This window comes from Methylobacterium sp. J-043 (genome assembly GCF_022829505.1).
Taxonomy (GTDB): domain Bacteria; phylum Pseudomonadota; class Alphaproteobacteria; order Rhizobiales; family Beijerinckiaceae; genus Methylobacterium; species Methylobacterium extorquens_A.
Genome location: NZ_JAKSYB010000042.1, coordinates 202575 through 228143 on the forward strand (window position 1 = coordinate 202575; position 25569 = coordinate 228143).

Genomic DNA, 25569 nt, shown 5'->3' on the forward strand with positions numbered 1-25569 from the left:
CGTCTCTGCCCGCTTACTGCAGGCCATCGGGCCGGTCGCCCGCAGCCCAGGCGAGCGCCTGTTCCAGGCGGTCGTTGCCCCAGAACAGTTCGCCGTCCTCGGTGAGAAAGCTCGGCGCGCCGTAGATGCCGCGGGAGCGGGCCTCCTCGCCGGCCACCTTCAGGCGGCCCTTGTTGGCCTCCGAGGCTGCCGCCTTGAGGATCTGGGTGCCGTCGAGCCCGAGCGCATCGAGGATGCGCCCCACTGCTGCCGGCTCGGCGATGGAGCCGCCCTTGGCAAAACTCGTCTCGAATACCGCCTTCGAGAACGGCACCAGCCAGTCCTGGTCGGCGCCGTAGGTCGCCACGCGCACCGCGCTCAGCGAATTCTGCGGGAAGGGATTGGGGCGCGTGACCGGCGGGAGCCCGAGCCGGGCGGCCTCGCGGTCCAGGTCGCGCCACATGTTGCGCCCCTTGGCCGGGTAGAGGTTGAAAGGCGAGTTGGTCCAGCCCTGCGACGCGAAGATCGGCCCGAGCAGGAACGGTCGCCAGCGCAGCTCGACATCGGCGGTCTTGGCCAGCGCCTCGATGCGCATGGCCGAGAGGTAGGAGTAGGTCGAGGCGAACTCGTACCAGAATTCCAGGGTCGCTCGCCGCGGCATTCGTCGATTCTCCGGATCGGCTCGTCCGTCCTGCCGGTGACCCTACCACGTCTGCGGCGGCACTCCGGGGCAGGCTGGATCGGAAACGAGGCAACGGGCATGCCGCCCCGCCGGTTGCGCGCCGCGCGCCTCCGCTGTTAATCCGCCTGCACCCTGTTGCCCGAGCCCAACACCATGTCCGACGCCAGCCCCAACAAATCCGTCAAGAAGGTCGTTCTCGCCTATTCCGGCGGGCTCGACACCTCGATCATCCTCAAGTGGCTTCAGACCACCTATGGCTGTGAGGTCGTGACCTTCACCGCCGATCTCGGCCAGGGCGAAGAGCTGGAGCCGGCGCGCCGCAAGGCCGAGCTGCTCGGCATCAAGCCGGAAAACATCTTCATCGAAGACCTGCGCGAGGAATTCGTCCGCGACTACGTGTTCCCAATGTTCCGGGCCAACGCGGTCTACGAGGGGATCTACCTGCTGGGCACTTCGATCGCCCGGCCGCTGATCGCCAAGAAGCAGATCGAGATCGCCGAACGCGTCGGGGCCGACGCCGTGTGTCACGGCGCCACCGGCAAGGGCAACGACCAGGTCCGGTTCGAACTCGGCTACTATGCGCTGAAGCCCGACGTGACGGTGATCGCCCCCTGGCGCGAGTGGGACCTGCGCTCGCGCGAGCAGCTCATCGCGTTTGCCGAGCAGCACCAGATCCCGATCGCCAAGGACAAGCGCGGCGAGAGCCCGTTCTCGGTCGATGCCAACCTCCTGCACGCCTCCTCCGAGGGCAAGGTTCTGGAGGATCCGGCGGTCGAGGTGCCGGATTACGTCTATTCGCGCACCCTCTCGCCGGAAGAGGCGCCCGATACGCCCACCATCGTCACCATCGGCTTCGAGCGGGGCGACGCCGTCTCCATCGACGGTGAGGCGCTCTCGCCCGCCACGCTGCTGGCCAAGCTGAACGAGCTCGGCCACGCCAACGGCATCGGCCGGCTCGATCTGGTCGAGAACCGCTTCGTCGGCATGAAGAGCCGCGGCATGTACGAGACGCCCGGCGGCACGATCCTGCTGCCGGCCCACCGCGCCATCGAGTCGATCACGCTGGATCGGGGCGCCGCCCACCTCAAGGACCAGCTGATGCCGCAATACGCAGAGCTGATCTACAACGGCTTCTGGTTCTCGCCCGAGCGCGAGATGCTCCAGGCGCTGATCGACAAGAGCCAGGAGAAGGTGACCGGCGAGGTACGGCTCAAGCTCTACAAGGGCGGCGTCCACGTCATCGGCCGGACGAGCCCGCACTCGCTCTACGATCAGGACCTCGTCACCTTCGAGGAGGGCGCCGTCGCCTACGACCACCGGGACGCGGCCGGCTTCATCAAGCTCAACGCCCTGCGCCTGCGTACCCTGGCGCAGCGCAAGAAGCGCGAGGGCTGAGCCCCGCGCTTCAGCGATCCCCCAGGAAGGCGGGATCGTTCGAGACCAAGAGCACGCGCAGGTCGGAATCCGGGACGTAGTCGCGGGCTTCCCAGACGAAGGTGGTCGGACCCGTCTTGCGCACGCCCTGGCGGCAGAAGCTGACGAGGGCCTCCGCGCGGCCCTTGTCCACCGTCAGGGTGAAGCGGCCGATTCGCCCGGCCCAGTTGCGGGCCGTGGTGACGATGTAGGGCACCTCGAAGGCGCGGGTGTAGCCCTCGGGCTTCGCCGCGGCGAGGCGTCGGATTCCGGAGAGGCCGGCATCGTCGAGGCAGTAGCGCGCGCGGAAATCGCGCGCCGCGGCGTCCTTGGGCGAGAGGAACCAGTTGCCGGCGATCGGCGCATAGCTATGGGCGATGCGCAGCTCGGCGTCCGCCGGAAACACCTGTTCCCAGTGGAACTTGGCCTCGCTGCGCCACTGCGCGCCGGCGTCCGGCGTCGCATCGGACAGCAGGTCGGCCTTGTGCAAGGCCTGGAGGTCGGCCGGCGAGAGCCGCTTGAGCGCCGTTTCCAATTCCTCGCGCCGCAGCGGGTTGAGCGGAAGCCCCTGCTGTTTGAGGCGTTCCGTGATCTCCTGCGTACCGTGGAAGGCGCGCTCCTCCAGGGCCGGCTCGATCGTTCGGCCGTCGGCCTTGACCGTGAAGCCGACGAAGTTGGCGCTTCCCTGAACCGGCAGCGAGAGGGCGCTGAACGAGAGTTCGGCCCCATCGATGGGCGGGAGCGGGAAGGCGAGGCGCAGGGTGCGCGGCGCCTTCGAGCGGTTGCGGAAGACGTAATCGACGTCGATGCGGTCGATGCCGATGCGAAGATCCTCGCTCGCCAGTTCGATCTCGGCATCGCGCACCAGAACGAGGCCGCCCGCGTCGAGGGTGGCGGCGCTGTCGTTCGCCCGGACGGGTAAGGTCACGGATGCCAGCGCCAGGATGAGGGCGCCCGGCACCGTTCCCGTGATCCATCCTCGCTTCATCCGGCCGCTCCCTCTTGCAAACGCTGCACCGCTGATAGGCGGGCGGCACAGCGATTCGCAAAGGGGGGAAGGATGCGCTCAGGCCGGCTCCCAGCCGATCGTGCCCTCGGGCTGCCGGAACGGGCCCGGCCCGAGATCGCCGTAGCGCAGGAAGATCTGCATCGCCGGCTGCATTTCGCGGTGCAGGCGCTCCAGGCGGGCCTCCTGTTCGTCGGTCAGGATGGCGCGGCCTTCCGCGTCCTTATCGGGCGGTTCGCCGAGATGGACCGCCATCTCCACCGTGTACCACGTCATGTGGCCGTAGGGCCGCTTCGGATCGACGCTCGGCACGTCGTACTCCTCGTCCCATTCGAGGCTGAACGCCCGCAGCAGCCGAAGGTGCTCGTCGGTGACTTCGAAGGTGATGTGCTCGGGCGTCTCGCCGGTGGCCTCGTCGCGGAACACGTCGAAGACATCCCCCGTCGCGAGCTTGGCGAGCGGGTTGTGATACTGGTAGCGGCCGGGCTTCAGCGTCGCGTTCTGCAGAAACACGGCGAGCGCGTCGCCCATCGCCCGGTGCTCCTCGTCCGCGCCCTCGTCGTCGCCGGTGACGTTGAAGATGTCGCCGTCGCGGTCGGTGCTGCCGTAGGGCGCGTCCGGATGGATCATCGGCGCGCCGGTCTCCGCTCCGTTCCAGGCCACGACCATCCGCCGGATCAGCGCGATGCGCTCCAGCGTCAGGTCGAAGGTGTCCGTCTCGCTCATGTCGCCGGTCTGCCTCTCGCGCCCCACGGGGCGGTGGAGGGCCCCGTCGCAACGCTCAGTGGCCCAGCGCCCGCGCGGGTGCAAGCCGTGCGATGTCTTGTTAGGCGGCCGGTTTCACGGTCTCGCGGGCGAGGAGGGCATCGACCGCCTCGGGCAGGGCGTCGAAATGCTGGATGACCCAGTCGGGCGCGAGTTCGCGCATCGGCACGGGGGTATAGCCGAAGGTCACGCCGACGACCGGGATGCCGGCCGCCTTGGCCGCGGCGACGTCAGCCTTGGAATCACCCACCATCACGGCGCGGTGGAGATCGCCCCCGGCGCGCTCGATGGTCGCGGTGATGTGGCGCGGATCCGGCTTCGAGAAGGCGAAGGTCTCCTTGCCGACGATCGTGTGGAAGCGATGGCCGATGCCCAGCGCATCGAGCAACGCCACGGCGTGCGACTCGACCTTGTTGGTACAGATCGCGAGGCGAAAGCCCGCCGCCTCCAGCCGGTCCAGCGCCTCGACCACGCCGGGGAAGAGATAGGAATTGTCGGTGAGATGCTCGCCGTAATAGGCGAGGAAGTCCTGGAACAACGTCTCGAGCCGCTCCGGTGTCAGGCTCGCGCCCGCGACCGTGAAGCCGCGCTGGATCAGGGCACGCGCGCCTGCACCTAGCAGGTCGCGGGCCTGTTCGAGGGGGAGTGGCGCGTGGCCGTCCCGGGCGAGGATGACATTGAGGGTGCCGATCAGGTCGCCCGCGGTCTCGGCGAGGGTCCCGTCGAGATCGAACACGACGATCGGGGAGCTGTGCGCGTTCATCGGCGTCCCGGTGCGTTCCGTTGTCAAGCTGGCTAGCGGTCGTCTCTCCTACGATCAACCCTGGCGGTTGATGCCCGGTTAGCGCGGACACTCAGTGTTGCCTCTCTGCCCAAGCTCCGCCACGGAGCGGGTGCTTGATCGCGCCGCCGATGATTCGCCGTTTTCGCTCTTCCGCAACAAGACGATGTCCCGCCCCATGCGTGTCCCTTCGCGTCTTTCTCTCCCCCGGTCGTCCGCCGGCTTGCTCGCCGTGGCTCTGGCCTGCCTGCCGGTGGCGGCCGAGGCGGCCGGGCCTTATGAGTTCGTGGCCGCGCCCGCGGTCGATCTGAACCGGATCTACCGGATCGACCGCGCCAACGGCGAGGTCACCTCCTGCCAGTACGGCCTGCGCGACGACAGCGTCGGCGTCACCCTGTGCTTTGCCGCCGGCGAGGGCGCCGGCCCGCAGAGTCCGGGCGAGTACGGCCTGGTCGCCTCGCGCCACGCCCGCGAGTCGGGAATCTACCGGGTCAACTACCGCACCGGAGAGACCAGCGCCTGCTACGTCCAGATCCGTCAGGAGCTGGTCGTCTGCACCGAGCAGGCCGGTCCGCCGCCCGCCGGCACCGCGAGCGGGGCGGGCGCCGCCGCGACCGGACCGGCCCCCGGTCGCGCCGGCCCGAGCGCCACGCCGCCGCAGGGAACACGGCCCTGACCGCAGACGAAGCGCCGGACGCGCTTTGGGAAGCATCCGTGCTTCTTTGCGTCCGCCTTTTGCGGTCGCTGGGAGGCGTGCTAGGGCCTGCCTCCCATTCCACCCCAGATTCGACGGTTCGATGCAGCCCCCGATGCAGCCGATGAATTCGCTTCCCGAGGTCGTTTCGTGAGCGCGCCGGATCTGAAGCGGGCGGCGGCCGAGCGCGCGATCCCCCTGGTCGAGGACGGGATGCGCCTCGGCATCGGCACGGGCAGCACGGCCGCGGCCTTCATCACGCTTCTGGGCGAGCGCGTGCGTGCCGGCCTCAAACTGACCGGCGTGCCGACCTCGGAGGCGACCCGCCTCGCCTGCGAGCGCGAGGGTATCCCGCTCGCTACCCTCGAAGACCTGCCCGAACTCGATCTCACCATCGACGGGGCCGACGAGATCGATGGAAGCTTGCGCCTCATCAAGGGGGGCGGTGCCGCCCTGTTGCGCGAGAAGATCGTCGCGGTCGCGAGCCGCCGCATGGTGGTGATCGCCGACGCCGGGAAGCACGTCGAGACCTTGGGCGCCTTTCCGCTGCCGGTAGAGGTGAACTTGTTCGGCATCGGCGCCACCACCCGCGCCGTCGAGGCGGCGGTGGCGGGAGCCGGCTGCACGGGCGAGATCGTGCGCCGCCACGACGCGTCCGGCGCGCCGCTACTGACCGACGGCGGCCACGCCATCCTCGATCTGCGGCTCGGCCGCATTCCCGATCCGGAGGCCCTGTCCGCCCGGCTCTGGGCGGTGCCGGGCGTGGTCGAGCACGGCCTGTTCCTCGGCGTCGCCGACGCGGCCATCCTCGCTGCGGCCGAGGGGGATGCGGCCGTGGTCAGCGTTCTCGGCCGCCTCTGACGCCTGATCGCCGCCCTTCCTTTTTTCGGAGCTTCTCCCGCATGGTTCTCCGTCTTGCCGCCCTGGGCGGCCCCTGCCTCGCGGCCCTTCTGTCGCAGGCCGCTCTCGTGCCGGCGGCGCACGCGCAGCAGCCGGCCGCCAAGCCCCCGGCCGCCTCTCCCAAGCCGACGGCGAAGCCCGGAACGGCCCCGCCGCCGGCCCCCGCGCCGGAGCCGGATCTCAGCGCCGCCCACCTCGCACTCGCCCGCGAGGTGATGCTGAGTTCCGGCATCGCCCGCTCCTTCGACTCGATCATCCCGACCATGGCCGAGCAGATCCGCAAGAACGCGGTCACGCGGCCCGACCTCGCCAAGGATCTGGACGAGGTGCTGAAAGGTCTCGATTCCGAGATGGAACTGCAGAAGCAGCGGCTCATCACCATCGCCGCGCGCATCTACGCCAAGCGCCTGAACGAGGCCGAGCTGAAGGACATCGTCGCCTTCTTCCGCTCGCCCGCGGGCAAGCGCTACGTCGAGACCCAGCCGCAGATCCTCGATGACATGGTCGGCGCCATGCAGGATTGGACCCAGGAAGTCTCGGAATACATCATGGTCCGCACCCGCGCCGAGATGGGCAAGCGCGGCCACCAGCTCCAGTGACCCTCGGCACCGCCGCGGCCCCGCGGTTCTACGCGGCCGGTGCCGTCGCCCTGGCGCTGGTGGCGCCGATGATGGCGCTCGCCAACCGGTCGAGCCCGCTCGTCGTCGGTATCGCGGCGCTGCTGTTCCTCGCCGGCGCCGTTGCCGAGCGCGGCGGGCGCGCCGCCGCCGATTTGATCGCACCCCTGCGCGCCCCACTCGGCCTTGCCGCGCTGGCCTTCCTCGGCTGGTGCCTCGTCTCGCTGGCCTGGAGCCCGTTTCCCGCGCTCTGGGGCCGGGTGCTGTCCGAATTCCTGCCGACGCTCGCTGCCGCGGCGATCCTGGCCCGGCTCGCGCCGGCCCGGCTTCCGGCCTGGGCGCTGCCCCTCGGCGCCGGCCTGCTCGCTGCCGCCTGCCTTTTTATCGCGGGAAGCCTCGCCCTCGGGCTGGCGCCGCAGGCGTGGCTCGGGCAGCGCGTGGCCCTGTTCATGTTCAATCGCCCGCTGCTGACGGTGCTTCTGCTGGCCGGGCCGCTCGCTGCCTTCCTCGCCCTGCGCGGCCACCGCCTCGCCGCCGGGGTCCTGCTCGCGTTGGCGGGCCTCGCCATCCTGCGCTCGATCAGCGGCGCGGCCATCCTCGGACTGCTCGCGGGCGCTGCGATGTTTGGGGTCGGGCGCCTGTTCCCGAGACCCATGGCCCTGGCGCTTGCGGCGCTGGTCCTCGGGCTCTCCTTCGCCCTGGCCCCGGTCGAGGGCGACATCCTCCACCGGCTGATGCCGGAGGCGGCGCATGAGCGGCTGACCCAGTCTTCGTCGCGGGCGCGGGTCGCCATCGCCCAGAGCTTCGGCGCCGCGGTGGCCCAGGCCCCGTGGATCGGCTCCGGCTACGGCATGGGCCTGCGCTTCGCCGACGTGCCGGCGGCGGCGGCGCTCGAACCGGAGATGCGGGCGATGCTGGCCGTCGGCCACCCGCATAACAGCTTCCTTCAGATCTGGGCCGAACTCGGCCTTGTCGGCGCGGCGCTCGCGGCGCTGGTCGCCTTCCTTTCTCTCCGCGCGGCGGCGACGCTGCCGCCTCTGCTGTTCGCCACGGCGCTCGGGTTGCTGGGCGCGGCGGTGGCGGTGATGTTCGTCGAGCACGGCGCGTGGCAGGGATGGTGGACGGCGGGCCTCGCGGCCGCCATCACATGGCTGCGGGCGGCGGCTTGCGCCAAATCCCCATACGAGCCCGCACGCGAGAGCGAAGCCGCGCGCGCATGAGCGAGACCGAGATGAGCGAGTCCAAGATGGGCGAGACCGAGATGGGCGAGTCTTGCGACGTCGACCTGTTCGTGATCGGCGGCGGTTCGGGCGGGGTGCGGGCGGCCCGCATCGCCGCCGGCCACGGCGCGCGGGTGATGCTGGCCGAGGAGTACCGCGTCGGCGGCACCTGCGTGATCCGCGGCTGCGTGCCGAAGAAGCTGATGGTCTATGCCGGCCGCTTCACCGACGACTTCGAGGACGCCGCCGGCTTCGGCTGGCACATCGAGCCACCGCGCTTCGACTGGGCCGCGCTGAAGCGCTCCCGCGATGCCGAGGTGGCACGGCTGGAAGGCATCTACGGCCGCAACCTCGCCGGTGCCGGCGTCGAGGTCGTGGCCGACCGCGCGGTGATCGAGGACCCGCACACGGTGCGTCTCGTCAATTCCGGCCGGCGCGTGCGCGCGAAGTTCATCCTGATCGCGACCGGCGCCACGCCCGTGCGCGAGCCGCTGATTCCCGGCGCGGAACTCGCGATCGATTCGAACGGCGTGTTCGAGCTGGAGACCCAGCCGAAGCGTATCCTCGTGGTCGGCGGCGGCTACATCGCCGTGGAATTCGCGGGCGTCTTCGCCAGCCTCGGATCGAAGACCACGCTGCTCCACCGCGGAAAAAGCCTGCTGCGCGGCTTCGACCCCGAGATCGCCGACGCGCTCGGCGAGGCCTATGCCAAGCGGATGGACCTGCGCCTGGATCAGACCGTCGAGCGCCTGGAGCGCGACGGCTCGGCGATCCGCGCCACCCTGAACGGGGGCGAGAGCCTCACCGTCGATTGCGTGCTGGTGGCCACCGGCCGGCGCCCCAACGTCGCCGGGCTCGGGCTGGAGCGGGTCGGGATCGACCTCGACGAACGCGGCGCGATCCCGGTCGAGGCGGATTCGCGCACGAAGGTGCCCTCGATCTACGCCGTCGGCGACGTGAACGGCCGCGCCGCACTCACCCCCGTGGCGATCCGCGAGGGCCACGCCTTCGCCGACACGGTGTTCGGGCAAAAACCCTGGTGCGTCGATCACCGCCTGATCGCCACCGCCGTGTTCTCGACGCCGGAGATCGGCGTGATCGGCCACAACGAGGACGTCGCCCGGCGCTGCTACGGCGACATCGACGTCTACAAAGCAAGCTTCCGCCCGATGAAGGCGACGCTCTCGGGCCGCGACGAGCGGGTGATCATGAAGGTTCTGGTGGACCGCGCCAGCGACCGGGTGGTCGGCGTCCACGTCCTCGGGACGGATGCCGGCGAGATCATCCAGGCCATCGGCATTGCGGTCACCATGGGCGCGACCAAGGCCGATTTCGACCGCACCATCGCCGTGCACCCGACGCTCGGCGAGGAACTGGTGACGATGCGGACGCCCCATGTGGTGAAGCACCCGGTGGGGGTGGGATAGCGCATCGGAGTTTTCCGAGGACCGGCGACACCCTTTCGAGATGAGGCTCGCGCCTACTCCGCCGCCGGCAGGCTCAGCGATAGCAGCCGCGCCGTGCGCGAGCGGCTGCCGGTGTTCGGGTCGGCGCCGGGCTCGAACGCACGGCGGCCGTCATCGAGGGCGCCGTTCACCGCGTCGATGGCCAGGATCAGTGCGGAGATCATCCGCGAATCGATGCTGCGCTCGCGGGCTTGGCGCACCACGTCGGCGATCAGCGCGTCGGTCTCGCGGGTGAGCGCGTCGAGGGCGGCCGACGATTGCGCTTCGCGGGCCTCGGCCAGGATGTCGAGCAGGCGGTCGAGGACGATGTCGATACGCTCGCGCCGTTTGCGGGCGAGGCGCTGGCCGAGCCATGCGACGCCCGAGCCCAGCGTGCCGCCGAAGAAGGCGAACAGGTAGATCCAATCCTCGTAGCGATCGAGGAAGGTCTGCTGCTCGCGCTCGAAATAGTCCACCGCGCCGGGATGGTTGGGAAGCTGGGCGCTCGTGGCCGTGACGGTGGTGTCGTAGTCCGGCGGCTTCATCTGGTGGGCGATCGGGGCGGAGGCCGCGAGGCGCGAGCGCCACTCGAACAGGTGCTGCACCACGGAGGCGACGGCGACGCGGCTCACCGCGCCGCGGGCCATCAGCCGGTAGGAGACGCCCACCGTCTCGACATCCTCCTCCGGGCGCTTGGGCCGTCCGCCGAAGGTGCCTGCCGAGAGGGTGACGGCCTGGAGCGTCGGCATGCGCTGCACGATCGCCTTGCCGTCGGGCACGCTGACGAGGGTGACCTTGCGCTCCGGCGCGGCCGCCTCGACCGCCCGCAGCATCGCCTGCGCCGGCTTGGCGGTGGGCGAGGCGATGATCGCCACCGCATCGACCCGCTTGGCTTCCAGCGCCCCGGTGATCTCGGAGGCTTTCAGCGGCACGAGGCCGATGCGACCGGCCGCGAGGGCGTCGCTGCCAAGCGCCTCGGCCTCCGGGGCCGCCTTGAAGTCGTAGAAGTCGAGCAGGCTCGTCAGCACCGGCAGGTCGGCCTCGTGGCGCGTGACGACTCCGAGGCGCCGGGTCGAGAGATCCGAAAAACTCCCGATTCCGCTGGTTTCCGGGGCGGCGACGATCAGCGCCTCGTCGTGGAGGATGGCCAGCGTCAGGCCATTATCCGGTAGCTTCACATCGGGCCGCACCACGGCGAGGTCGGCGCGGCCCTGCTCCAGGGCGGCGGCACTGTCGCGCACGTCGTCAAAGGGCGCGACCTTCAGGCGCACGTCCTCGTGATTGCGGGTCAGCGCCCGCGCATAGGTCTCGATCAGCCCCGCTTCGACGCCATCGCGCGGGCCGACCGCCACCGTGAGCAGTGTGGGACGTGATAGGCTGACGACGAGGCCGGCTACCGCCGCGAAGCCGAGGGCCAGCAGCACGTAGAGCCATTCGCGCCTCATGAGCGTGGCCACCATGCGGCGGCGGAGCCCTCGAAATCGCGTGCGATCCATCCGAGATTCATGAATCGAAAACCTGTCCGGATCGTGAAGAACGAATGATTGCCCGAACCGTTTCAAGCCGAAGTGAAGGCAGACCCGAAGCAAGGCCCGAGCCGCCGGTCACGCCTGCGTGGCTGGAACGGGTGACGACGCATTACCTCGACCGCTACGGCGCCTCGTCCGAGATGCTGCGCCGGGTGCTCGCCCGCCGTGTCGAGCGCCGCTGCCGCTCCCGCGACGAGGATGCGAGCGCTCATGCCGGGTTGATCGAGGAGACAGTCGCCCGTGCGCAGCGCGCCGGGCTCGTGGACGATGCGCGCTTTGCCGCCGCCCGCCTGCGGGGCCTGAGGCGGCGCGGCACGTCGACCCGGCAGGCGCAGGCGCGGCTTGCCGCCAAGGGGATCGACCGGGAGACGATCGCGGCGACCCTCGCCGAAGAGGACGAGGCGGCCGGGACGCAAGGTGGCGAGGCCGATACCGAGGAAAAGGCAGCCCTCGCTTATGCCCGCCGCCGCCGCCTCGGCCCCTATCGCCGGCCGGAAACCCGCGAGGCCCACCGCGAGCGCGACCTCGCCGCCATGGCGCGGGCCGGATTCTCCTACGCGCTCGCCAAGGCCGTGCTCGCCGGCGAGGCAGATGAAGACGCGACATCCATCAACCAAGAGTGAGGTATGCCCCTCGACAGGCTCGCTCACCGCTCCACGTCGGAGGCCACGCGGATCGCTTCCGCTTCAAGACGACGAGGACGACGGACATGACCGACCGCCATGCGAGCGCCCACTGGGAAGGCGACGGCAAGACCGGCAAGGGCAAAATCACGACGCAATCCGGCGTGCTCTCGGACAACCCCTACGGTTTCAACACCCGCTTCGAAAACGAGCCCGGCACCAACCCGGAAGAGCTGATCGCTGCCGCACATGCGAGCTGCTTCACCATGGCGCTGGCCTTCCAGCTCCAGTCGGCCGGCCTCAAGGCGACCTCGCTCGACACCAAGGCGGTCGTCACGCTCGTGCAGGACGGCGACGGCTTCAAGGTCACGAAGTCGGCCCTCACCCTCAAGGCGGTGATCCCCGGCATCGACGAGGCGAAGTTCGCCGAACTCGCCGGCAACGCCGAGAAGGGCTGCCCGATCTCGAAGCTGCTCAACGCCGAGATCACCCTCGACAAGACGCTCGCCCAGGGCTGACGCGTCCCGGCCCTTCCGTCGCGCCGCGTTTGCGCGGCGGGAGGGCACTTTTCCGGTGCGCAGGCCAATGCGCCACATTGATCCGCGAGCCCTTGCGTTCATCTTCCGTTCGATGGACGACAAGCTCGCGCGCAAGCTGCGCATCCTCGCGGATGCCGCCAAATACGACGCCTCCTGTTCCTCGTCGGGCGCCCCGAAGCGCAAGGCCGGCGCGGGGGAACTCGGCTCGACCACCGGGGCGGGCATCTGCCACGCCTACACGCCGGACGGGCGTTGCGTTTCGCTGCTGAAGATCCTGCTGACGAATTATTGCCTGTTCGACTGCGTCTACTGCGTGAACCGGCGCTCCTCGAACGTTGCCCGCGCGCGATTCTCGGTCGAGGAGGTCGTGACGCTGACGATCGAGTTCTACAAGCGCAACTACATCGAGGGATTGTTCCTCTCGTCGGGCATCATCCGCTCGCCCGACTATACGATGGAGATGCTGACCCGCGTCGCCAAGAAGCTCCGGCGCGAGCACGGATTTCGCGGCTACATCCATCTGAAGTCGATCCCCGAGGCGAGCCCCTGGCTGATCGAGGAGGCGGGGCTCTACGCCGACCGGCTCTCGATCAACCTCGAACTGCCGACGGAAGAGAGCCTTAACCGACTCGCGCCGGAGAAGGACGGCGCGGCGATCGAGAGTGCGATGGGCCAGATCGGCGAGCGTATCATCGAGGCCAAGGAGGAGCGCCGCCGCTTCTCGCCGGCCGGGCAATCGACGCAAGTGATCGTCGGGGCCGACGCCACCACCGACGAGGCGATGATCCGCAAATCCGCTTTGCTCTACGGCACCTACGGGCTCAAGCGCGTCTACTACTCGGCCTTCAGCCCGATCCCCGACGCCTCCGCCGCCCTGCCGCCGCAGGCCCCGCCCCTGCGGCGCGAGCACCGGCTGTACCAGGCCGATTGGCTGATCCGGTACTACGAGTTCTCCGCCGACGACGTGGCCGGAGCGTCCGAGGACGGGATGCTCGCCCTCGACATCGATCCCAAGCTCGCCTGGGCGCTGAAGAACCGCCACCGCTTCCCCGTCGATGTGAACCGCGCCGACCGGGAGATGCTGCTGCGGGTGCCGGGGCTCGGGGCGCGGGCGGTCGATGCCATCATCAAGGCCCGCCGCCACGCGCGCCTGCGTCTCGACGACGTCGCCCGGCTGAGTTCGGGGCTGAAGCGGGCGCGGCCGTTCCTGATCGCGGAGGATTTCCGGCCGACGACGCTGACCGACCGGCTCGATCTGCGGGCGAAGCTCGCCGAGCCTGCCGAGCAGTTGAGCCTGTTCTGATGGGCAAGCCGTCGCGTGACCTTCCCCTCACGGAGCGGGCAGGGGATTTCGGCGGCATTCACGTCGTCAGCCTCGCCCCCGGTGCGGATCTTTCAGGCTTTCGCGCGGCGGCTCGCCGCTTGATCGCGGCCGAGATACCGCCTGAAAACACCGTCTGGCAGAGTGAAGCCCCGAGCCTGTTCGGCGCCGAGACCGCCCCCGTGGACGGCCTGCCGCTGCGGCTCCCCCGCGCGGTGACCGAACTGATCCCGATGGTGGTGCCCCATCGCGACCCCGAGCGTTACGGCTTGCTCTACGCCTTGCTCTGGCGCGTCCTGCACGGTGAGCGGGCACTGATGGAGGTCCTGAGCGATCCGCTCGTCCACCGGCTGCACCGGATGCGAAAGGCGATCGGGCGCGACCTGCACAAGATGCACGCCTTCCTGCGCTTCCGGCGGATGCCGGGGGAGGGGCCCGAGCGCTTCGTCGCGTGGTTCGAGCCCGACCATCACATCCTGGAAGCCGCCGCACCCTTCTTCGTCGATCGCTTCCGCGCGCTGACATGGTCGATCCTGACGCCGGAGGGCTCGGCCCACTGGGACGGTTCGCTCCGCTTCGGCCCGCCCGGCCGCCGCGAGGACGTGCCGGAGGGCGACGGCTTCGAGGCCGGCTGGCGCGACTATTACGAGAGCACGTTCAATCCGGCCCGGCTCAACCTCGATGCCATGCGCGCCGAGATGCCCCGCAAGTACTGGCGGAACATGCCGGAGACGGCGGCGATTCCCGCCCTCGTCCGGGCCGCGAGCGCCCGCGCGCAGGCGATGATCGAGAAGGCGCCGACGATGCCGGTCAAGCGTGACCCCGTCCGCGCCGTGGCGAAGATGGCCCAGGACGAACCGGACTCGCTGGAAGCCCTCAACGCGATCATCTCTCGCTCCGAACCGCTTGTGCCCGGCGCCACCCAGGCCGTGCTCGGCGAAGGACCGGTCGGCGCCCGGATCGCCTTCGTCGGCGAGCAGCCGGGCGATCAGGAGGACCGCCAGGGCCGGCCCTTCGTCGGCCCGGCGGGGCAGCTTCTCTCCCGCGCGCTCGAAGAGGCGGGGATCGACCGGCGCGAGGCCTACCTCACGAATGCGGTCAAGCACTTCAAGTTCACTCTGCGCGGCAAACGCCGCATCCACGAGAAGCCGACGGCGGGCGAGGTGAGTCATTACCGCTGGTGGCTCGAGAGGGAACTCGACTTCGTCGCCCCCAAACTCGTCGTGGCGCTGGGGGCCACCGCGGTGCTGTCGCTGACGGGCAAGCCAATCCCGGTCACCCGCGCCCGCGGCCCCGCCGATTTCGGGCGGCCGTTCGCGGGCTTCATCACGGTCCACCCGTCCTACCTGCTACGCCTACCCGACGAGGCGGCGAAGGCGGCGGCCTATCGAGCTTTCGTCGACGACCTGCGGCGGGCACACGCCCTGGCAGCATGAAACGAAATCCTGGCTCCATCGCCACGGTGCTGCCGGCCCCGGAAGAGGCCAACCCGCGGGGGCAACGCGATGAATGCGTTCATGGCGCTGGCCGGTGCCACCGCGCTCGACGTGGCCTGCGCCCGCAACTTGTCACGGGCGCCGCTGCGCCCCTCGCGCCGGGTCCGCAGCGATGATGGTCGCCGAAGCGGTTTCCTCGAGTCGCTCGACATCGTCGGGCCGCAGGCGATGCGGGCCTGGACGCCGGCCGAGGCGGGGGCAAGCCGTCTCCGCACCAGTGCCGTTTTACGCCGCGAGGCGCTCCCGGTCCGCGCGGTAGCTGAGGATCAGGTGCTCCGGGATCATGCCCGCGGCCACCGCGACGGCGATCGCGCGCGGGCGTGCGATGCGCTTCGGCTCGACCGAGATCTTCGGGATGGTTTCGGGCACGATGTCCGCAACGACCTCGAGCAGCGGCTCCGGCGAGAGCGCCACGATCGGTGCTGATGCCGCGGCACGGTCGGCCATGAACTGCGCGATGATCGCGTCGGCGAGGCCGGCAAGCACGATCTCGGCCGAATCCGGCACGATCGCCGCGTCCGGCCCGGCCGAGACCACGGCCGCGCCGATCCGGTCTTCCGGCCGCGGTGCCAGCGGCCACGCGGTGGAGGCGTCGGGCATGTTCGGCTCCGGCGCGGCGGAGGCCGGGGACAGGACGAGGATCTCGGACGGCGCCGTCGCGACGACGACGTCCACCGGCACCGGTGCAGTGAGCAGGATGGCGGCTCCGCCCGTTTCCTTCGCCTGCGCCTCCGCCTGTTCGTGCGCGAGAATGCGGGCCTCGTCACGGGCGGCCTCGGCCTCGAAGCGGGCGAGCAGCGCCATCAGGCCGCGGGCCTCTGCGAAGGGCAGGGTCTCGCAGGCGGTCAGCGCCGCCTCGATCATCGAACGGGCGAGGCGCGGCCCGTCGATGCCGTTGCGGCCGTCGTTGGAATCGCGCCACACGGTCAGCGCCGCGCGCACCGCCGGCAGCAGCAGGTCGGGCAATCCGGCGCGGCGGTGCAGGGCGGAAAAGCCCGCCCCGTGCGGCTCGCGCATCAGCCCGGCGACGCGGGCGCGGCTCAGTCCGCTCAACTCGGCCAGCGCCATCTCCGCGAAGGGCAGGCGCAGGGAGAGAACCGCCCGCAGCATCAGCCCGGCGGTGAGCTGTTCCTGCACCCGCAGATGCGCGACGAGCCGGGCGAGGCCCGCTTCCCCGGCCTCGTCGCTCAGCGCGAGGGCGGCGGCGTCGCGGGCCTCGCGGGCGGTGCGGGCGCCGCGCTCGGAGCTGATCCAGCCGGCATCCTGGCCGAAGCGCGAGAGCTGCTCGGCGATCAGGGTGACGATGGCGTGGCGCACCTCGATGGCGAGATCGGTGCGTGCGAGCAGGGCTTGGCGCAGGGCCGCGTCGTCGCCGTGCCGCTCGACCATCCGCAGCAGCGCGGCGGTGCCGATCGCGGCGAAGGGGTTGTTTGCCAGGGCGATGAGCGAGGGAGCGTCGCCCACCTCCGCCAGCGCCGCGGCCACCGGCTTCGACAGGTCGAGCCGCCCGGCCACGGCGGTGCGGGTTTCCTCGCAGCCCATGGCGACGCAATCGACGAGGTCGGCATCCATCAGCACGGGCGAGCGCGCCAGCACGAGGCAGGCGATGTCCGGCTGGTCGGAGGCCAATGCCACGATCAGAGGGCGCGGTGCCTGATCCGAGTCGGCGCAGGCTTGCGCCAGCGCCCGGCGCACCGCCGCGGCGGGGTCGTCGAGCAGGGCGAGCAGGGCGGTCTTGGCCTCCCAGGCCGCCTCCGGCCCCAGCGTGCCCTGGAGGTAGCTGCGCGTCAGCGCGCCCGCGGCCTCGGCGCGCCGCTCGGGGGATGCGTTCTGGGTGAGGGTGAGGAACTGGCGGAGGATCATGAGCCGCTCCTGAGCCGGAAGGCGGAGGGATCGAACAGCGAGTTTTTCGCTTGCGTGGCGGTCGGCCGGTCCGTCGTCGGGCCGGCCATGAGGGTGGTGGTCGCGGCAGCCATTGCCGTCAGTCCGGCGGGCCGGCGCGGCGGAAGCGGCACGACGATGGGCTCCGAGGCGGCCGCAGTTTCCGCCACGGCCGTGCCAATGCTCGTGGCGGCGCTCGGAGTGGTCGTGCTCTCGGTCTCGTTCCAGGCGTCGGAGCGCGGAAAGTAAGTCGGGCCGGTGCGGTCCGCGCTGCTGGCGGCGGCGCGGTTCTGCCAGAGCTTGGCCACCCCTTCCGAGACCGCGCCCTGGCGCCGGTCGGTCTGGAACAGCGAGCGCAGGCCGCCTTCCAGCGAGGCGTAGGCGGTCGGCGGGTTTGCTTCGGCCGCGGCGGTCGCGACCGGGGTCGCCACGCCGGACGTCGTTTGGCTCAACAGGCCGTAGAGTTCGGAGGCGCTGCGCGGGCGCCCGGCGCGGTCGTAGAACAGGCTGCGGTTGGCGGCGGCCGCCTCCGGCATGTCGAGGGCGGCGGGCCGCGACGGGTTCGCCTGCGCCGACGCGATCAGGGCGCTCGCGCCCTTCGCCCCGAGGACATGGGCGGCATAGAGGTCGCCCGCATTCGGTTCGCGCCCGAGCGCCGTGCTCAGCGCCTCGCCGTTGCGCTGCGTCAGCGCGCCCGCCATCGCCGCCGAGACTTTGGGATCGCGGCGCAGATCGAGGATCGCCTGCCGCGCCGCCGGATCCGCCACGGTGTAGCGGCCATCCGTGCCGGCCGTGATGGCGTCGGCGTAGGAGGAGAGGCCGAGCTTGGGCCCGGCATTCTTCATGACGCCGAGCCAGGTCTGCTCGATGAACTGGAACAGGCCGGTCGCCGTGGAGGTGCTCGCCTTGGCCGAGGGGTTGAGGCTCGATTCGCGCTGGGCCGTGGCGAGCAGGTAGTCGAAGCCGACGCCGCTCGTTTGCGCGCCCTCGCGGATCGCATCGACGACCTCGCCGCTCGCCGCGGCGGCCCGCGCCGGGGCGGCGGTCTCGCGGGTGGCGGTGGGAGCATTGGTGAACAGGAACATGACGTGTCCCGCCGGGACCGTCACTCGGCCCCGCGAGCCCTGACATTCCTGCACCTATGGTAAAGGAAGCTTGAATATGGTGGCTTCCGACGCGTCGCTTTGCGAGAAAGCGTAGGTTTTCCGCCGGCTTGAGCGGAGAGGCGCCGGCCGAATCCGCCCCGTTCCCTTGAAGGCCGCATGACCCCCGCCTCTCCTCGTCTTGAGCCTGACGCGCCGCGCCGCGCCGTCACCATCGTGGATGCGGCGTCGGCCGATGCGGCTCTGGCGGCGGGCGCCGACGCCCTGGTGTTCGAGGCTGCGCTTCCGCCCCGGCTCGTGGCGGCTCTGCGGGCGCGCCGGCCGGGTCTGACGCTCTACGCCGCTCTCGACGGCCCCGACGCGTCCGGCCTCGATGCGCTCATGGCGCAAGGGCCGGACGGCGTGCTGCTGCGCGATGCGCGCTCCGGCCGGGATGTCGCCGCCCTCGGGGGCCGGCTCGCCGTCTGCGAAGCGCTGGCCGGCCTGCCCGAAGGGGCAACGGTGATCCTCGCCGCGATCGCCCATCCCCTCGGCGTGCTCGACGCCCGCAGCTTTGCCGGAGCGAGCCCGCGGCTCGCCGGCCTCGGCCTCGACGGGACGGCGCTTGCGGCGGGTCTGCGAGAGGCGGCCGCGCTCGCCCAGGCCCGCAGCCTCATTCGCCTTGCCGCGGCGGCGGCGGGTGTCACCGCCTTCGAGATGCTGACAACGGGCGAGGATGACTCACCCGAACGGCTTGCGGTGGCGTGGCAGGACGGTTTCGAATGGGTCGTGCTGCGTGCTCCGGCACGCGTCGCGGCCCGGACGCGCGGCGGGGCCGGGTGAGGCACCCCTCGGTTGCAAGCGGGACAGAAGAGGTTCTCATGCTCACTGTCTACGGCGACGCCAAGTCGGGCAATTGCCTGAAGGTGGCCTGGGTCGCGGCGCATCTCGGGATCGACCTGGACTGGCGCGAGGTCGATATCCTGAAGGGTGAGACGCGCACGCCCGATTTCCTTGCCCTCAACCCGGACGGACGCGTGCCGACCCTCGTGCTGGAGGACGGGCGCAGCCTCGCCGAGTCGAACGCGATCATCGGCTATCTCGCCCGCGATTCCGCTCTGATCCCGGCGGATGCCTTCGCGCAGGCGAAGATGCAGCAATGGCTGTTCTGGGAGCAGTACAGCCACGAGCCCACCATCGCCGTGCGCCGCTTCCAGCTTCTCTATCTCGGCCGGGACGAGGCGGAGCTGGAACCGAAGCTATTCGAGCGGGGTCACGCCGCGCTCGCCCTGATGGAGGGCGCCCTGGCGGATCGGCCGTTCCTCGTCGGCTCCGCCTTGAGCCTCGCCGACGTGGCGCTCGTGGCCTATACCCGCCTCGCCCATGAGGGCGGTTTCGATCTCACGCCCTATCCGGCCGTGCGGGGCTGGATCGCTCGCGTCGAGGCTGGGCTCGGGATCGTGGGTTAGAGCTTTCGTCCTGAAAGCGGGCCATCGGCATCGAGGCTCCGGCGGCTTGCCGACCCGCCACGCGCTTTCGTCGCCAAATCACCGAAGCTTGCTTCGGATTAAAATCGTTCCATTTCGCAGGAGCGGCGCTTGTCCCATGTCGCGCGCGCCTGAGAGGAATGAATGTTGGTCTCAACATACGGACGTGCCCTGGCTGCGGGCGTCGCGCTGGCGCTTATCGGCGGCCTTCCGGCCCGAGCGCAGGACAGCTCGACGGCCGAGCAGACGATCGACGTCATGAACACCCTGTTCGGCAAGCATGCCGGCAAGCGCGCCAACCACGCCAAGGGCGTAGTCGCCGAGGGCAGCTTTACCCCCTCCGCCGAGGCGGCGAAGGTCAGCAAGGCGTCCCTGTTCGCCGGGCCGGCCGTGCCGGTGACGATCCGCTTCTCGGACGCGACCGGCGTGCCGACGATCGCGGATGGCGCCGCCAACGCCAATCCGCACGGCATGTCGCTCAAGTTCAAGCTCAGCGACGGCGCGGACATGGACGTCGTCGTGAACTCGCTCGCCTATTTCCCGGTCGCCACCGGCGAGGAATTCCGCGACCTCCTGAAGGCGGTGTCCGAGAGCGGGCCGGACGCGAAGAAGCCGACCGCACTGGAACGCTTCGTCGCCACGCACCCCGCCGCCGCCACAGCGGGTTCCACGGCCAAGACCCCGTCGAGCTTCGCCCGGCAGACCTATAACGGCGTCAACGCCTTCGTCTTCGTGGACAAGGACGGCAAGCGGCAGCCGTTCCGCTTCCGCTTCGTGCCGGCCCAGGGCGAAGAGATTCTGCCTGCCGAGGCGGCGGCCAAGCAGGGGCCGAACTACCTCATGGACGAGATCGGCCCGCGCCTCGCCCGGGAGCCGGCGAAGTTTCGGGTGCTGGCTCAGCTCGCCGAGGCGGGTGATCCCACCAACGACGCCACGAAGCCGTGGCCGGAGAGCCGCAAGACCCTCGACCTCGGCACGCTGACGGTCACGAAGGGCGTGGCAGACAGCGCGGAGGCCGAGAAGGCACTCCTGTTCATGCCGAACGCACTCACCGACGGCATCGAGGTGTCGGACGATCCGCTGATCGACGCCCGCGTCCAGGCCTATGCGGTGTCGTTCGGACGACGCGCGCAGTAGGGGATCGGGGCCACCGGGATCGCTCCACCTAACGGGCGGTCCCGGTGGCGGGAGCCGAGGATCCGGCGGGACGGGGCGCATCCGGGGTACCGGTGCGGGCACCGTCCTTCGTGGCGCCCGAGCCGGTCAGGCCCCCTGCGCCCACGCTGCCCGTGGAGGGGCCGGCCGCATTCCGGTCCTGGGCCGGGGGTGGGGACGCAGCCCGTTTGTCTTCGGCCGCCGCAGCACTGCTGACGAGACCGGCGAAAAGCGAAGCGCCGAGGAGAATTCCGCGTCCAGACAATCCCATCATGCGTTCGCTCCCGAATGCGGCCAGTCGTCGGTGCCGTCCGCGTGACCAACCGCAGGCGCTTGGCCATGTTCCGAAGCGCGCGGGAGTCACATCGCAGTCCGCTTGCCGCACTCAGCGGATCGGACAGCGGTCACGCGGGGTGGGATCTCACCCCGCGCGCTCAAGCGCCCTTCGGCCGGTGCAACTCGAACCGGTTCTCGGACTCGGTGGTGAAATAGTCGAAATAGCCGCCGCGCAGGATCGGGCGCATGGCGCCGGTATCGACCCGGCCGTCCCGCACGAAGCGGTCGTCGACGTAGATCGAGACCACCTGCCCGATCACCATGAAATTCGCCGGCTCTCCGCCGCCGAGCGGCACCAGCGGCACGGTCTGAAGCCACTTGCACTCGATCGCCGCGGGCGATTCCGCGACGCGGGGCGGGCGCACGCGGCGCGAGGGTGCGGGGGTCAACCCGGCAAAGCCGAACTCGCTTTCGCCCCGTGCCAGCGGCGCCGAGGTGGCGTTGACCGCCTCGCGCAGGTCGAAGGTGGCGAGGCTGCACACGAACTCGCCGCCCTCTTCGGCAAAGGTCATCGCGTCCTTGCGGCCCGAGGAGGAGAACATCACCATGTCGGGTTCGCCGCCCACCGCGTTGAAGAACGAGTAGGGCGCAAGGTTCACCCGCCCCGCCCGGTCCATGGCGCTGATCCAGCCGATCGGACGCGGGGCGACGATGGCTTTCAGCGGGTTATGCGGCAGACTGGGCGTCTCGGCCTCGTAATGCATGGGGAATCCCTCAGAGCCGGGTGACGATCTGGACGAGGTCCGGCCGCGGCCGGTCCGACGGCACCTCGCGGGCGCGGCCTATGTGGATGAAGCCGGCGATCCGCTCGGCCGGGTCGAGACCGAGGGCATCGAGCACCCGGCGGTCGTAGGCGAACCATTCGGTGAGCCAAGAGGTGGCGTAGCCCGCCGCGTTGGCGGCGACCACGAGGTTCATGCAGACGGCGCCCGCCGAGAGCACCTGCTCCCATTCCGGGATTTTGACGTGGGGCCCGGCGCGGGAGACCACGCCCACCACCGTCGGCGCATGGGTCAGGCGCTGCCGCTCCTGCGCGCGCCGCTTCTCCTCGGCCTCCGGAAAGTCAGCGAGGAAGGTGCGCTCGATGATCGCGCCGACGCGCTCGCGCGCCTCCCCCTCGATCACGAGGAAGCGCCAGGGGCTGAGCTTGCCGTGGTCGGGCACCCGCGCCGCGACCGTCAGCCAGCCCTCGAGTTCTTCCGGCGCGGGGCCGGGCCCGTCGAGCAACATCGGCGGCACCGAGCGGCGGGTGCGCAGCAGGTCGAGGGTGCGATCTCCAGCGGCATCTCGAAGCTCGGTCATGGACAATCCGGTTGCGGGGGCTGAAGGATGGGTGACGCTGAACTGCTGACCGCCATGCCGCCGCCACGGTCGAGTTTCAAGAGCGCGCGGGTGCATCAGGGCGCATCGAAGGCCAAGATGGCCCCGGACGGCGCGGGCAGAAGGATCGAGGGACGATGGGACGCGGGTCCGCAGGCTGCCGAATCGTCGCCTCGGTCGTCGCTCTGGCCGCACTCCTCGCGATCCCGGCCGCCGCGCAGGCGCCGACGCCGTTCGGGCCGGGCCTGCCCTCGCCGGGCGTGACCGGGCCGATGCTGCCCCCGCCTGCGGCGGAGGGCGAGGCGGACCTCACGCTCTCGGCGGTCTTCGTCGGCGCGAACGGGCCGATCCGCTCCGGCCTGACCTGGCGCGTCTACGGCGAGAACGGCGACGGCGCCCGCCCGACGATTGTCGCCCGCTCGAACGAGCCCGCCCCGACCTTCAAGCTCGCGGCCGGCGCCTATGTCGCCACCGTCACCTACGGCTATGCCAGCGCCTCGAAGCGGATCACCATGGCGGGCACCGCCAGCACGGATCAGCTCCGCGTGGCCGCGGGGGCGCTCAAGCTGTCCGGCGCGGTCGGCGACCAGAAGATCCCGGGCAACCAGCTCGGCTTCTCGGTCTACGTGCCGATCGGGACGAACTCGGAAGGGCGCCTCGTGCGCAGCGGCATCAAGGCCGGCGAGATCGTGCGGCTGCCCGAGGGCACCTACCACGTCGTGTCGAGCTACGGCGATTCGAACGCGATCCAGCGCGCCGACCTCCGGGTCGAGAACGGCCGGGTCACCGACGCGACCATGAACCACCGCGCCGCGACCGTGACCCTGAAGCTCGTGGCCGCCCCCGGCTCCGAGGCCTTCGCCGGCACCGCCTTCAGCGTGCTGACGCCGGGCGGCGACACGATCCGCGAGGCAATCGGCGCTTTTCCGTCGGTGACGCTGGCGGAGGGGGACTACGTGCTGATCGCCCGCCACGACGGCCAGGTCTTCACCCGCGAGTTCAAGGTGGAGAGCGGCATGGACCGCGACATCGAAGTGGTGGCGAAAGGAAGCTGAGCCCGATGAGCCTGTGCAAGACCGCCTTCGCGGCCCTCCTGATCCTGTCCGGCGCGAGCGCGGCGGGTGCTCAGACCGTCGTGGACGGCTCGGAGTCCGGCGTCGGGGCGGAGGCGGCGCGCACCGCGTTGAGTCTGATCGAGCGGCAGATGCGCGACCCCGAGGCGAAGGTCGCCGACCTGCGCATCGGCCGGGCCGGGGCCCTGTGCGGCACGGTCGATGTGCGCAACCGCATGGGCGCCTATACCGGCCCCCGGCCGTTCGTCGCCGACCTCTCCGAGAAATTCCTCGGGCGTCTGCCCGAGGGGCCGGAACTGCGCAGCCCGGGTTCGATGGCGGCGTTCCGGGCCATGGAGCGGGCGAAGTCCCTGTTCGAAGCGAACTGCACCGCGGGCTGAGCGTCTGTCTGGCGAACGAGGTCAGCCGGTTCGTGGATCGGATCCGCTCGTCCGGCCAACTGCCTCAACCTGAAGTAGCGGAGCGAAGCGGAGGCCTCCCGAAGACGCCGCGATCCCTGGAGCCCTCCTTCGAGGCCGCTCGGCGGCACCTCGGGATGAGGTGAGATCCTGGGAAAAGCCGTCGAAGGGGCGCTCAGGCGAACGGCACGATCAGCGGGAGGGCGAGCAGCGCGCCCGCGGCCAGAACGATCGCGTCGCGCAGGCGCCGGCCGATCCAGGCATGAGCGCTGGGATGCTGCGCTTGGGTGTCTTCCGAAAACGTCATCTTTCGTCTCCTGTCTTTCGATGGCCTCGATATGACGGCGCCATCGCTTTCCCAACAGAGACGGTTGCGGTACGATTTCGAAGAACTGTCCGGGACGAGTGACGGTACAGTTCGGAGGGACAGCCATGACGGTTACGGTCGCGGAACCGGTCCTCTCACGGGTCGAGACGGTGATGCGCGCCATCGAGGCGCGGATCGAGGGTCGGGCGCTCGGCCCCGGCGCCCGGTTACCCTCGGTTCGGGGCCTCGCCGACAGCATGCAGGTCTCGAAATCGACCGTGGTCGAGGCCTATGACCGGCTGGCGGCGCGCGGCGCCATCGTCTCGCGGCCGGGCTCGGGCTTCTTCGTCTCCGCCCGCCCGGAGCCGCTCTGCCTCACCGCGATCGGCCCGCGGCTCGACCGGGCGGTCGATCCGGTCTGGATCACCCGGCAATCGCTCGAAGCCCGCCCGGACTCCCTGAGGCCCGGTTGCGGTTGGCTCCCGCCGGATTGGCTACCGGAAGCCGAGCTGCGCCGGGCGCTGCGCCGAGTCGCCCGCCAGAGCGAGGCGGTGATGTTCTACGACACGCCGCAGGGCCACGCCCCCTTGCGCCAGCACCTCGCTTTGCGGCTGACCGAGCGTGGCATCCGCGCCCATCCCGATCAGCTCGTGCTGACCGACTCCGTCACCCACGCTCTGGACCTGATCATCCGCTTCCTCGCCGATCCGGGCGACACGGTGCTGCTCGACGATCCCTGCTATTTCTCGTTCCAGGCCCTCGCCCGCGCTCACCGCTTGCAGATGGTCGGGGTGCCGTTCGGACCCGACGGGCCGGATCTCGCCGCGTTCGAGGCGGCGCTGATCGAACATAAACCTCGATTCTACATCACCAATTCCGGCCTCCAGAACCCGATTGGCGCGACCTTGAGCCCGGTGGCCGTCCACCGCATCCTGCGGCTCGCCGAGATGCACGGCACGCTCATCGTCGAGGACGACGCCTATGCCGATTTCGAGGCGGAGCCGGGCCCGCGTCTCGCCGGCTTCGACGGGCTCGACCGGGTGATCCATGTCGGCGGCTTCTCGAAGACGATCTCCACCGGCGCCCGCGTCGGCGTGATCGCGATCCGCGACGACTGGGTCGAGCGCCTCGTCGATCTCAAGCTCGCCGTGTCGTTGAGCGACAACCACCTCACCGCGGCGACCCTCCACCGCTTCCTCGATGACGGCAGCTACCGCCACCACGTCGATGCCATGCGTACCCGGCTCGCGGAGGCTCGCGGCACGGTGGTGCGACGGCTGGCCGAGGTCGGCCTCACCGTGCCCTTCGTGCCGAAGGGGGGCATGTTCCTCTGGGCGCGCCTGCCGGACGGCCTCGACGCGGCTGAGATTTCCCGCCGGGCCCTCGCCCGCGGCGTCGTGCTGGCGCCGGGCAACGTGTTCTCGTTGAGCCAGGGCGCCGCCGGCTCCATGCGCTTCAACGTGGCGCAATGCGCCGACCCGCAGGTTTTCTCCGAACTCGCGCGGGCGATGGAGGGGTAA

At 70.4% G+C, this 25569-nt stretch carries 26 protein-coding genes; 16 read left to right on the forward strand and 10 right to left on the reverse strand.

Annotated features, from left to right (window positions below; all coding sequences use genetic code 11):
• Positions 1 to 13: 13 nt before the first annotated feature.
• The gene (locus MKK50_RS10030; RefSeq protein ID WP_253372579.1) at positions 14 to 640 is read right to left on the reverse strand and encodes a 2-hydroxychromene-2-carboxylate isomerase; all 627 of its coding nucleotides are present in this window, start codon (positions 638 to 640) and stop codon (positions 14 to 16) included.
• A 174-nt stretch (positions 641 to 814) separates the two neighbouring features.
• Between MKK50_RS10030 and MKK50_RS10035 the strand changes: the two genes are divergently transcribed.
• Positions 815 to 2056 (forward strand): argininosuccinate synthase, encoded by a 1242-nt coding sequence (locus MKK50_RS10035; protein ID WP_499021967.1) that lies wholly within the window; start codon positions 815 to 817, stop codon positions 2054 to 2056.
• A 10-nt stretch (positions 2057 to 2066) separates the two neighbouring features.
• Here MKK50_RS10035 and MKK50_RS10040 read toward each other — a convergent pair whose 3' ends face one another.
• The 3 genes from MKK50_RS10040 to gph all read right to left on the reverse strand — a co-directional run bounded on the left by MKK50_RS10040 (position 2067) and on the right by gph (position 4608).
• The gene (locus MKK50_RS10040) at positions 2067 to 3062 is read right to left on the reverse strand and encodes a DUF4424 family protein (RefSeq protein WP_499021969.1); all 996 of its coding nucleotides are present in this window, start codon (positions 3060 to 3062) and stop codon (positions 2067 to 2069) included.
• A 78-nt stretch (positions 3063 to 3140) separates the two neighbouring features.
• Positions 3141 to 3806 (reverse strand): hypothetical protein, encoded by a 666-nt coding sequence (locus MKK50_RS10045; protein ID WP_499021970.1) that lies wholly within the window; start codon positions 3804 to 3806, stop codon positions 3141 to 3143.
• 100 nt (positions 3807 to 3906) lie between these two features.
• A complete protein-coding gene (gene gph, locus MKK50_RS10050) occupies positions 3907 to 4608 on the reverse strand; it encodes a phosphoglycolate phosphatase (protein WP_499021972.1) in 702 nt (233 codons plus the stop codon).
• 184 nt (positions 4609 to 4792) lie between these two features.
• Here gph and MKK50_RS10055 point away from each other — a divergent pair, with 184 nt between their 5' ends.
• The 5 genes from MKK50_RS10055 (at position 4793) to gorA (ending at position 9484) form a co-directional block, all read left to right on the forward strand.
• Positions 4793 to 5302 carry a hypothetical protein gene (locus tag MKK50_RS10055; protein WP_499021973.1) on the forward strand — a complete coding sequence of 170 codons (510 nt, stop codon included), beginning with the start codon at positions 4793 to 4795 and terminating at the stop codon, positions 5300 to 5302.
• A gap of 168 nt (positions 5303 to 5470) precedes the next feature.
• Entirely contained in the window at positions 5471 to 6181 is a 711-nt protein-coding gene (gene rpiA / locus MKK50_RS10060) for a ribose-5-phosphate isomerase RpiA (protein ID WP_499021975.1), read from the forward strand.
• Between the two features lie 41 nt (positions 6182 to 6222).
• Complete coding sequence (locus MKK50_RS10065; protein WP_499021977.1) at positions 6223 to 6819, forward strand: DUF2059 domain-containing protein; 597 nt, start codon at positions 6223 to 6225, stop codon at positions 6817 to 6819.
• A gap of 68 nt (positions 6820 to 6887) precedes the next feature.
• Complete coding sequence (locus tag MKK50_RS10070; protein ID WP_499022096.1) at positions 6888 to 8057, forward strand: O-antigen ligase family protein; 1170 nt, start codon at positions 6888 to 6890, stop codon at positions 8055 to 8057.
• A 26-nt stretch (positions 8058 to 8083) separates the two neighbouring features.
• Complete coding sequence (gene gorA, locus MKK50_RS10075) at positions 8084 to 9484, forward strand: glutathione-disulfide reductase (RefSeq protein ID WP_499022098.1); 1401 nt, start codon at positions 8084 to 8086, stop codon at positions 9482 to 9484.
• Between the two features lie 53 nt (positions 9485 to 9537).
• Here the strand turns inward: gorA and MKK50_RS10080 are convergent, their stop codons facing one another.
• Positions 9538 to 10947, reverse strand: a complete 1410-nt coding sequence (locus MKK50_RS10080; protein WP_499021978.1) for a TAXI family TRAP transporter solute-binding subunit — start codon at positions 10945 to 10947, stop codon at positions 9538 to 9540.
• A gap of 95 nt (positions 10948 to 11042) precedes the next feature.
• Here MKK50_RS10080 and MKK50_RS10085 point away from each other — a divergent pair, with 95 nt between their 5' ends.
• The 4 genes from MKK50_RS10085 (at position 11043) to MKK50_RS10100 (ending at position 14950) form a co-directional block, all read left to right on the forward strand.
• A complete protein-coding gene (locus MKK50_RS10085) occupies positions 11043 to 11654 on the forward strand; it encodes a RecX family transcriptional regulator (protein WP_499021979.1) in 612 nt (203 codons plus the stop codon).
• A gap of 86 nt (positions 11655 to 11740) precedes the next feature.
• Positions 11741 to 12172 carry an OsmC family protein gene (locus tag MKK50_RS10090; protein ID WP_499021980.1) on the forward strand — a complete coding sequence of 144 codons (432 nt, stop codon included), beginning with the start codon at positions 11741 to 11743 and terminating at the stop codon, positions 12170 to 12172.
• A 112-nt stretch (positions 12173 to 12284) separates the two neighbouring features.
• Positions 12285 to 13496 carry a putative DNA modification/repair radical SAM protein gene (locus tag MKK50_RS10095; RefSeq protein WP_499021982.1) on the forward strand — a complete coding sequence of 404 codons (1212 nt, stop codon included), beginning with the start codon at positions 12285 to 12287 and terminating at the stop codon, positions 13494 to 13496.
• Positions 13496 to 14950, forward strand: coding sequence for a UdgX family uracil-DNA binding protein (locus MKK50_RS10100; RefSeq protein ID WP_499021985.1), 1455 nt, complete (start codon positions 13496 to 13498; stop codon positions 14948 to 14950). Before MKK50_RS10095 ends, MKK50_RS10100 begins: the two co-directional genes overlap by 1 nt.
• A gap of 285 nt (positions 14951 to 15235) precedes the next feature.
• Here the strand turns inward: MKK50_RS10100 and MKK50_RS10105 are convergent, their stop codons facing one another.
• Both MKK50_RS10105 and MKK50_RS10110 read right to left on the reverse strand, forming a co-directional pair.
• Positions 15236 to 16873, reverse strand: a complete 1638-nt coding sequence (locus MKK50_RS10105; protein WP_499021987.1) for a DUF2336 domain-containing protein — start codon at positions 16871 to 16873, stop codon at positions 15236 to 15238.
• A complete protein-coding gene (locus tag MKK50_RS10110; RefSeq protein WP_499021989.1) occupies positions 16870 to 17976 on the reverse strand; it encodes a transglycosylase SLT domain-containing protein in 1107 nt (368 codons plus the stop codon). The genes MKK50_RS10105 and MKK50_RS10110 overlap by 4 nt, the downstream gene beginning before the upstream one ends.
• Before the next feature lie 177 nt (positions 17977 to 18153).
• Between MKK50_RS10110 and MKK50_RS10115 the strand changes: the two genes are divergently transcribed.
• The 3 genes from MKK50_RS10115 (at position 18154) to MKK50_RS10125 (ending at position 20597) form a co-directional block, all read left to right on the forward strand.
• Positions 18154 to 18816, forward strand: a complete 663-nt coding sequence (locus MKK50_RS10115; RefSeq protein ID WP_499021991.1) for an aldolase — start codon at positions 18154 to 18156, stop codon at positions 18814 to 18816.
• Between the two features lie 38 nt (positions 18817 to 18854).
• Positions 18855 to 19442, forward strand: a complete 588-nt coding sequence (locus MKK50_RS10120) for a glutathione S-transferase family protein (protein WP_499021993.1) — start codon at positions 18855 to 18857, stop codon at positions 19440 to 19442.
• Positions 19443 to 19604: 162 nt separating this feature from the next.
• Positions 19605 to 20597, forward strand: coding sequence for a catalase family peroxidase (locus MKK50_RS10125; RefSeq protein WP_499021995.1), 993 nt, complete (start codon positions 19605 to 19607; stop codon positions 20595 to 20597).
• A 452-nt stretch (positions 20598 to 21049) separates the two neighbouring features.
• Here MKK50_RS10125 and MKK50_RS10130 read toward each other — a convergent pair whose 3' ends face one another.
• Positions 21050 to 21655, reverse strand: a complete 606-nt coding sequence (locus MKK50_RS10130) for a flavin reductase family protein (protein WP_253372548.1) — start codon at positions 21653 to 21655, stop codon at positions 21050 to 21052.
• 10 nt (positions 21656 to 21665) lie between these two features.
• Complete coding sequence (locus tag MKK50_RS10135; RefSeq protein ID WP_499021997.1) at positions 21666 to 22253, reverse strand: nitroreductase family protein; 588 nt, start codon at positions 22251 to 22253, stop codon at positions 21666 to 21668.
• A 155-nt stretch (positions 22254 to 22408) separates the two neighbouring features.
• Between MKK50_RS10135 and MKK50_RS10140 the strand changes: the two genes are divergently transcribed.
• On the forward strand, positions 22409 to 23326 hold the full coding sequence (locus MKK50_RS10140; RefSeq protein ID WP_253372544.1) for an RgsD C-terminal domain-containing protein: 918 nt from the start codon (positions 22409 to 22411) through the stop codon (positions 23324 to 23326).
• Between the two features lie 5 nt (positions 23327 to 23331).
• The gene (locus MKK50_RS10145; RefSeq protein ID WP_499022000.1) at positions 23332 to 23724 is read left to right on the forward strand and encodes a hypothetical protein; all 393 of its coding nucleotides are present in this window, start codon (positions 23332 to 23334) and stop codon (positions 23722 to 23724) included.
• A gap of 193 nt (positions 23725 to 23917) precedes the next feature.
• Here MKK50_RS10145 and MKK50_RS10150 read toward each other — a convergent pair whose 3' ends face one another.
• Positions 23918 to 24049, reverse strand: a complete 132-nt coding sequence (locus MKK50_RS10150) for a hypothetical protein (protein WP_499022002.1) — start codon at positions 24047 to 24049, stop codon at positions 23918 to 23920.
• Between the two features lie 125 nt (positions 24050 to 24174).
• On the opposite strand from MKK50_RS10150, the gene MKK50_RS10155 reads away from it, so the two are divergent.
• Entirely contained in the window at positions 24175 to 25569 is a 1395-nt protein-coding gene (locus MKK50_RS10155) for an aminotransferase-like domain-containing protein (protein ID WP_499022003.1), read from the forward strand.

Bases quoted from the DNA above. Each gene is read 5' to 3' on its own strand.
- MKK50_RS10030 (WP_253372579.1), bottom strand. From the start codon at position 640: ATGCCGCGGCGAGCGACCCTGGAATTCTGGTACGAGTTCGCCTCGACC.
- MKK50_RS10035 (WP_499021967.1), top strand. From the start codon at position 815: ATGTCCGACGCCAGCCCCAACAAATCCGTCAAGAAGGTCGTTCTCGCC.
- MKK50_RS10040 (WP_499021969.1), bottom strand. From the start codon at position 3,062: ATGAAGCGAGGATGGATCACGGGAACGGTGCCGGGCGCCCTCATCCTG.
- MKK50_RS10045 (WP_499021970.1), bottom strand. From the start codon at position 3,806: ATGAGCGAGACGGACACCTTCGACCTGACGCTGGAGCGCATCGCGCTG.
- gph (WP_499021972.1), bottom strand. From the start codon at position 4,608: ATGAACGCGCACAGCTCCCCGATCGTCGTGTTCGATCTCGACGGGACC.
- MKK50_RS10055 (WP_499021973.1), top strand. From the start codon at position 4,793: ATGTCCCGCCCCATGCGTGTCCCTTCGCGTCTTTCTCTCCCCCGGTCG.
- MKK50_RS10065 (WP_499021977.1), top strand. From the start codon at position 6,223: ATGGTTCTCCGTCTTGCCGCCCTGGGCGGCCCCTGCCTCGCGGCCCTT.
- MKK50_RS10070 (WP_499022096.1), top strand. From the start codon at position 6,888: ATGATGGCGCTCGCCAACCGGTCGAGCCCGCTCGTCGTCGGTATCGCG.
- gorA (WP_499022098.1), top strand. From the start codon at position 8,084: ATGGGCGAGACCGAGATGGGCGAGTCTTGCGACGTCGACCTGTTCGTG.
- MKK50_RS10080 (WP_499021978.1), bottom strand. From the start codon at position 10,947: ATGAGGCGCGAATGGCTCTACGTGCTGCTGGCCCTCGGCTTCGCGGCG.
- MKK50_RS10085 (WP_499021979.1), top strand. From the start codon at position 11,043: ATGATTGCCCGAACCGTTTCAAGCCGAAGTGAAGGCAGACCCGAAGCA.
- MKK50_RS10090 (WP_499021980.1), top strand. From the start codon at position 11,741: ATGACCGACCGCCATGCGAGCGCCCACTGGGAAGGCGACGGCAAGACC.
- MKK50_RS10095 (WP_499021982.1), top strand. From the start codon at position 12,285: ATGGACGACAAGCTCGCGCGCAAGCTGCGCATCCTCGCGGATGCCGCC.
- MKK50_RS10100 (WP_499021985.1), top strand. From the start codon at position 13,496: ATGGGCAAGCCGTCGCGTGACCTTCCCCTCACGGAGCGGGCAGGGGAT.
- MKK50_RS10105 (WP_499021987.1), bottom strand. From the start codon at position 16,873: ATGATCCTCCGCCAGTTCCTCACCCTCACCCAGAACGCATCCCCCGAG.
- MKK50_RS10110 (WP_499021989.1), bottom strand. From the start codon at position 17,976: ATGTTCCTGTTCACCAATGCTCCCACCGCCACCCGCGAGACCGCCGCC.
- MKK50_RS10115 (WP_499021991.1), top strand. From the start codon at position 18,154: ATGACCCCCGCCTCTCCTCGTCTTGAGCCTGACGCGCCGCGCCGCGCC.
- MKK50_RS10120 (WP_499021993.1), top strand. From the start codon at position 18,855: ATGCTCACTGTCTACGGCGACGCCAAGTCGGGCAATTGCCTGAAGGTG.
- MKK50_RS10125 (WP_499021995.1), top strand. From the start codon at position 19,605: ATGTTGGTCTCAACATACGGACGTGCCCTGGCTGCGGGCGTCGCGCTG.
- MKK50_RS10130 (WP_253372548.1), bottom strand. From the start codon at position 21,655: ATGCATTACGAGGCCGAGACGCCCAGTCTGCCGCATAACCCGCTGAAA.
- MKK50_RS10135 (WP_499021997.1), bottom strand. From the start codon at position 22,253: ATGACCGAGCTTCGAGATGCCGCTGGAGATCGCACCCTCGACCTGCTG.
- MKK50_RS10140 (WP_253372544.1), top strand. From the start codon at position 22,409: ATGGGACGCGGGTCCGCAGGCTGCCGAATCGTCGCCTCGGTCGTCGCT.
- MKK50_RS10145 (WP_499022000.1), top strand. From the start codon at position 23,332: ATGAGCCTGTGCAAGACCGCCTTCGCGGCCCTCCTGATCCTGTCCGGC.
- MKK50_RS10150 (WP_499022002.1), bottom strand. From the start codon at position 24,049: ATGACGTTTTCGGAAGACACCCAAGCGCAGCATCCCAGCGCTCATGCC.
- MKK50_RS10155 (WP_499022003.1), top strand. From the start codon at position 24,175: ATGACGGTTACGGTCGCGGAACCGGTCCTCTCACGGGTCGAGACGGTG.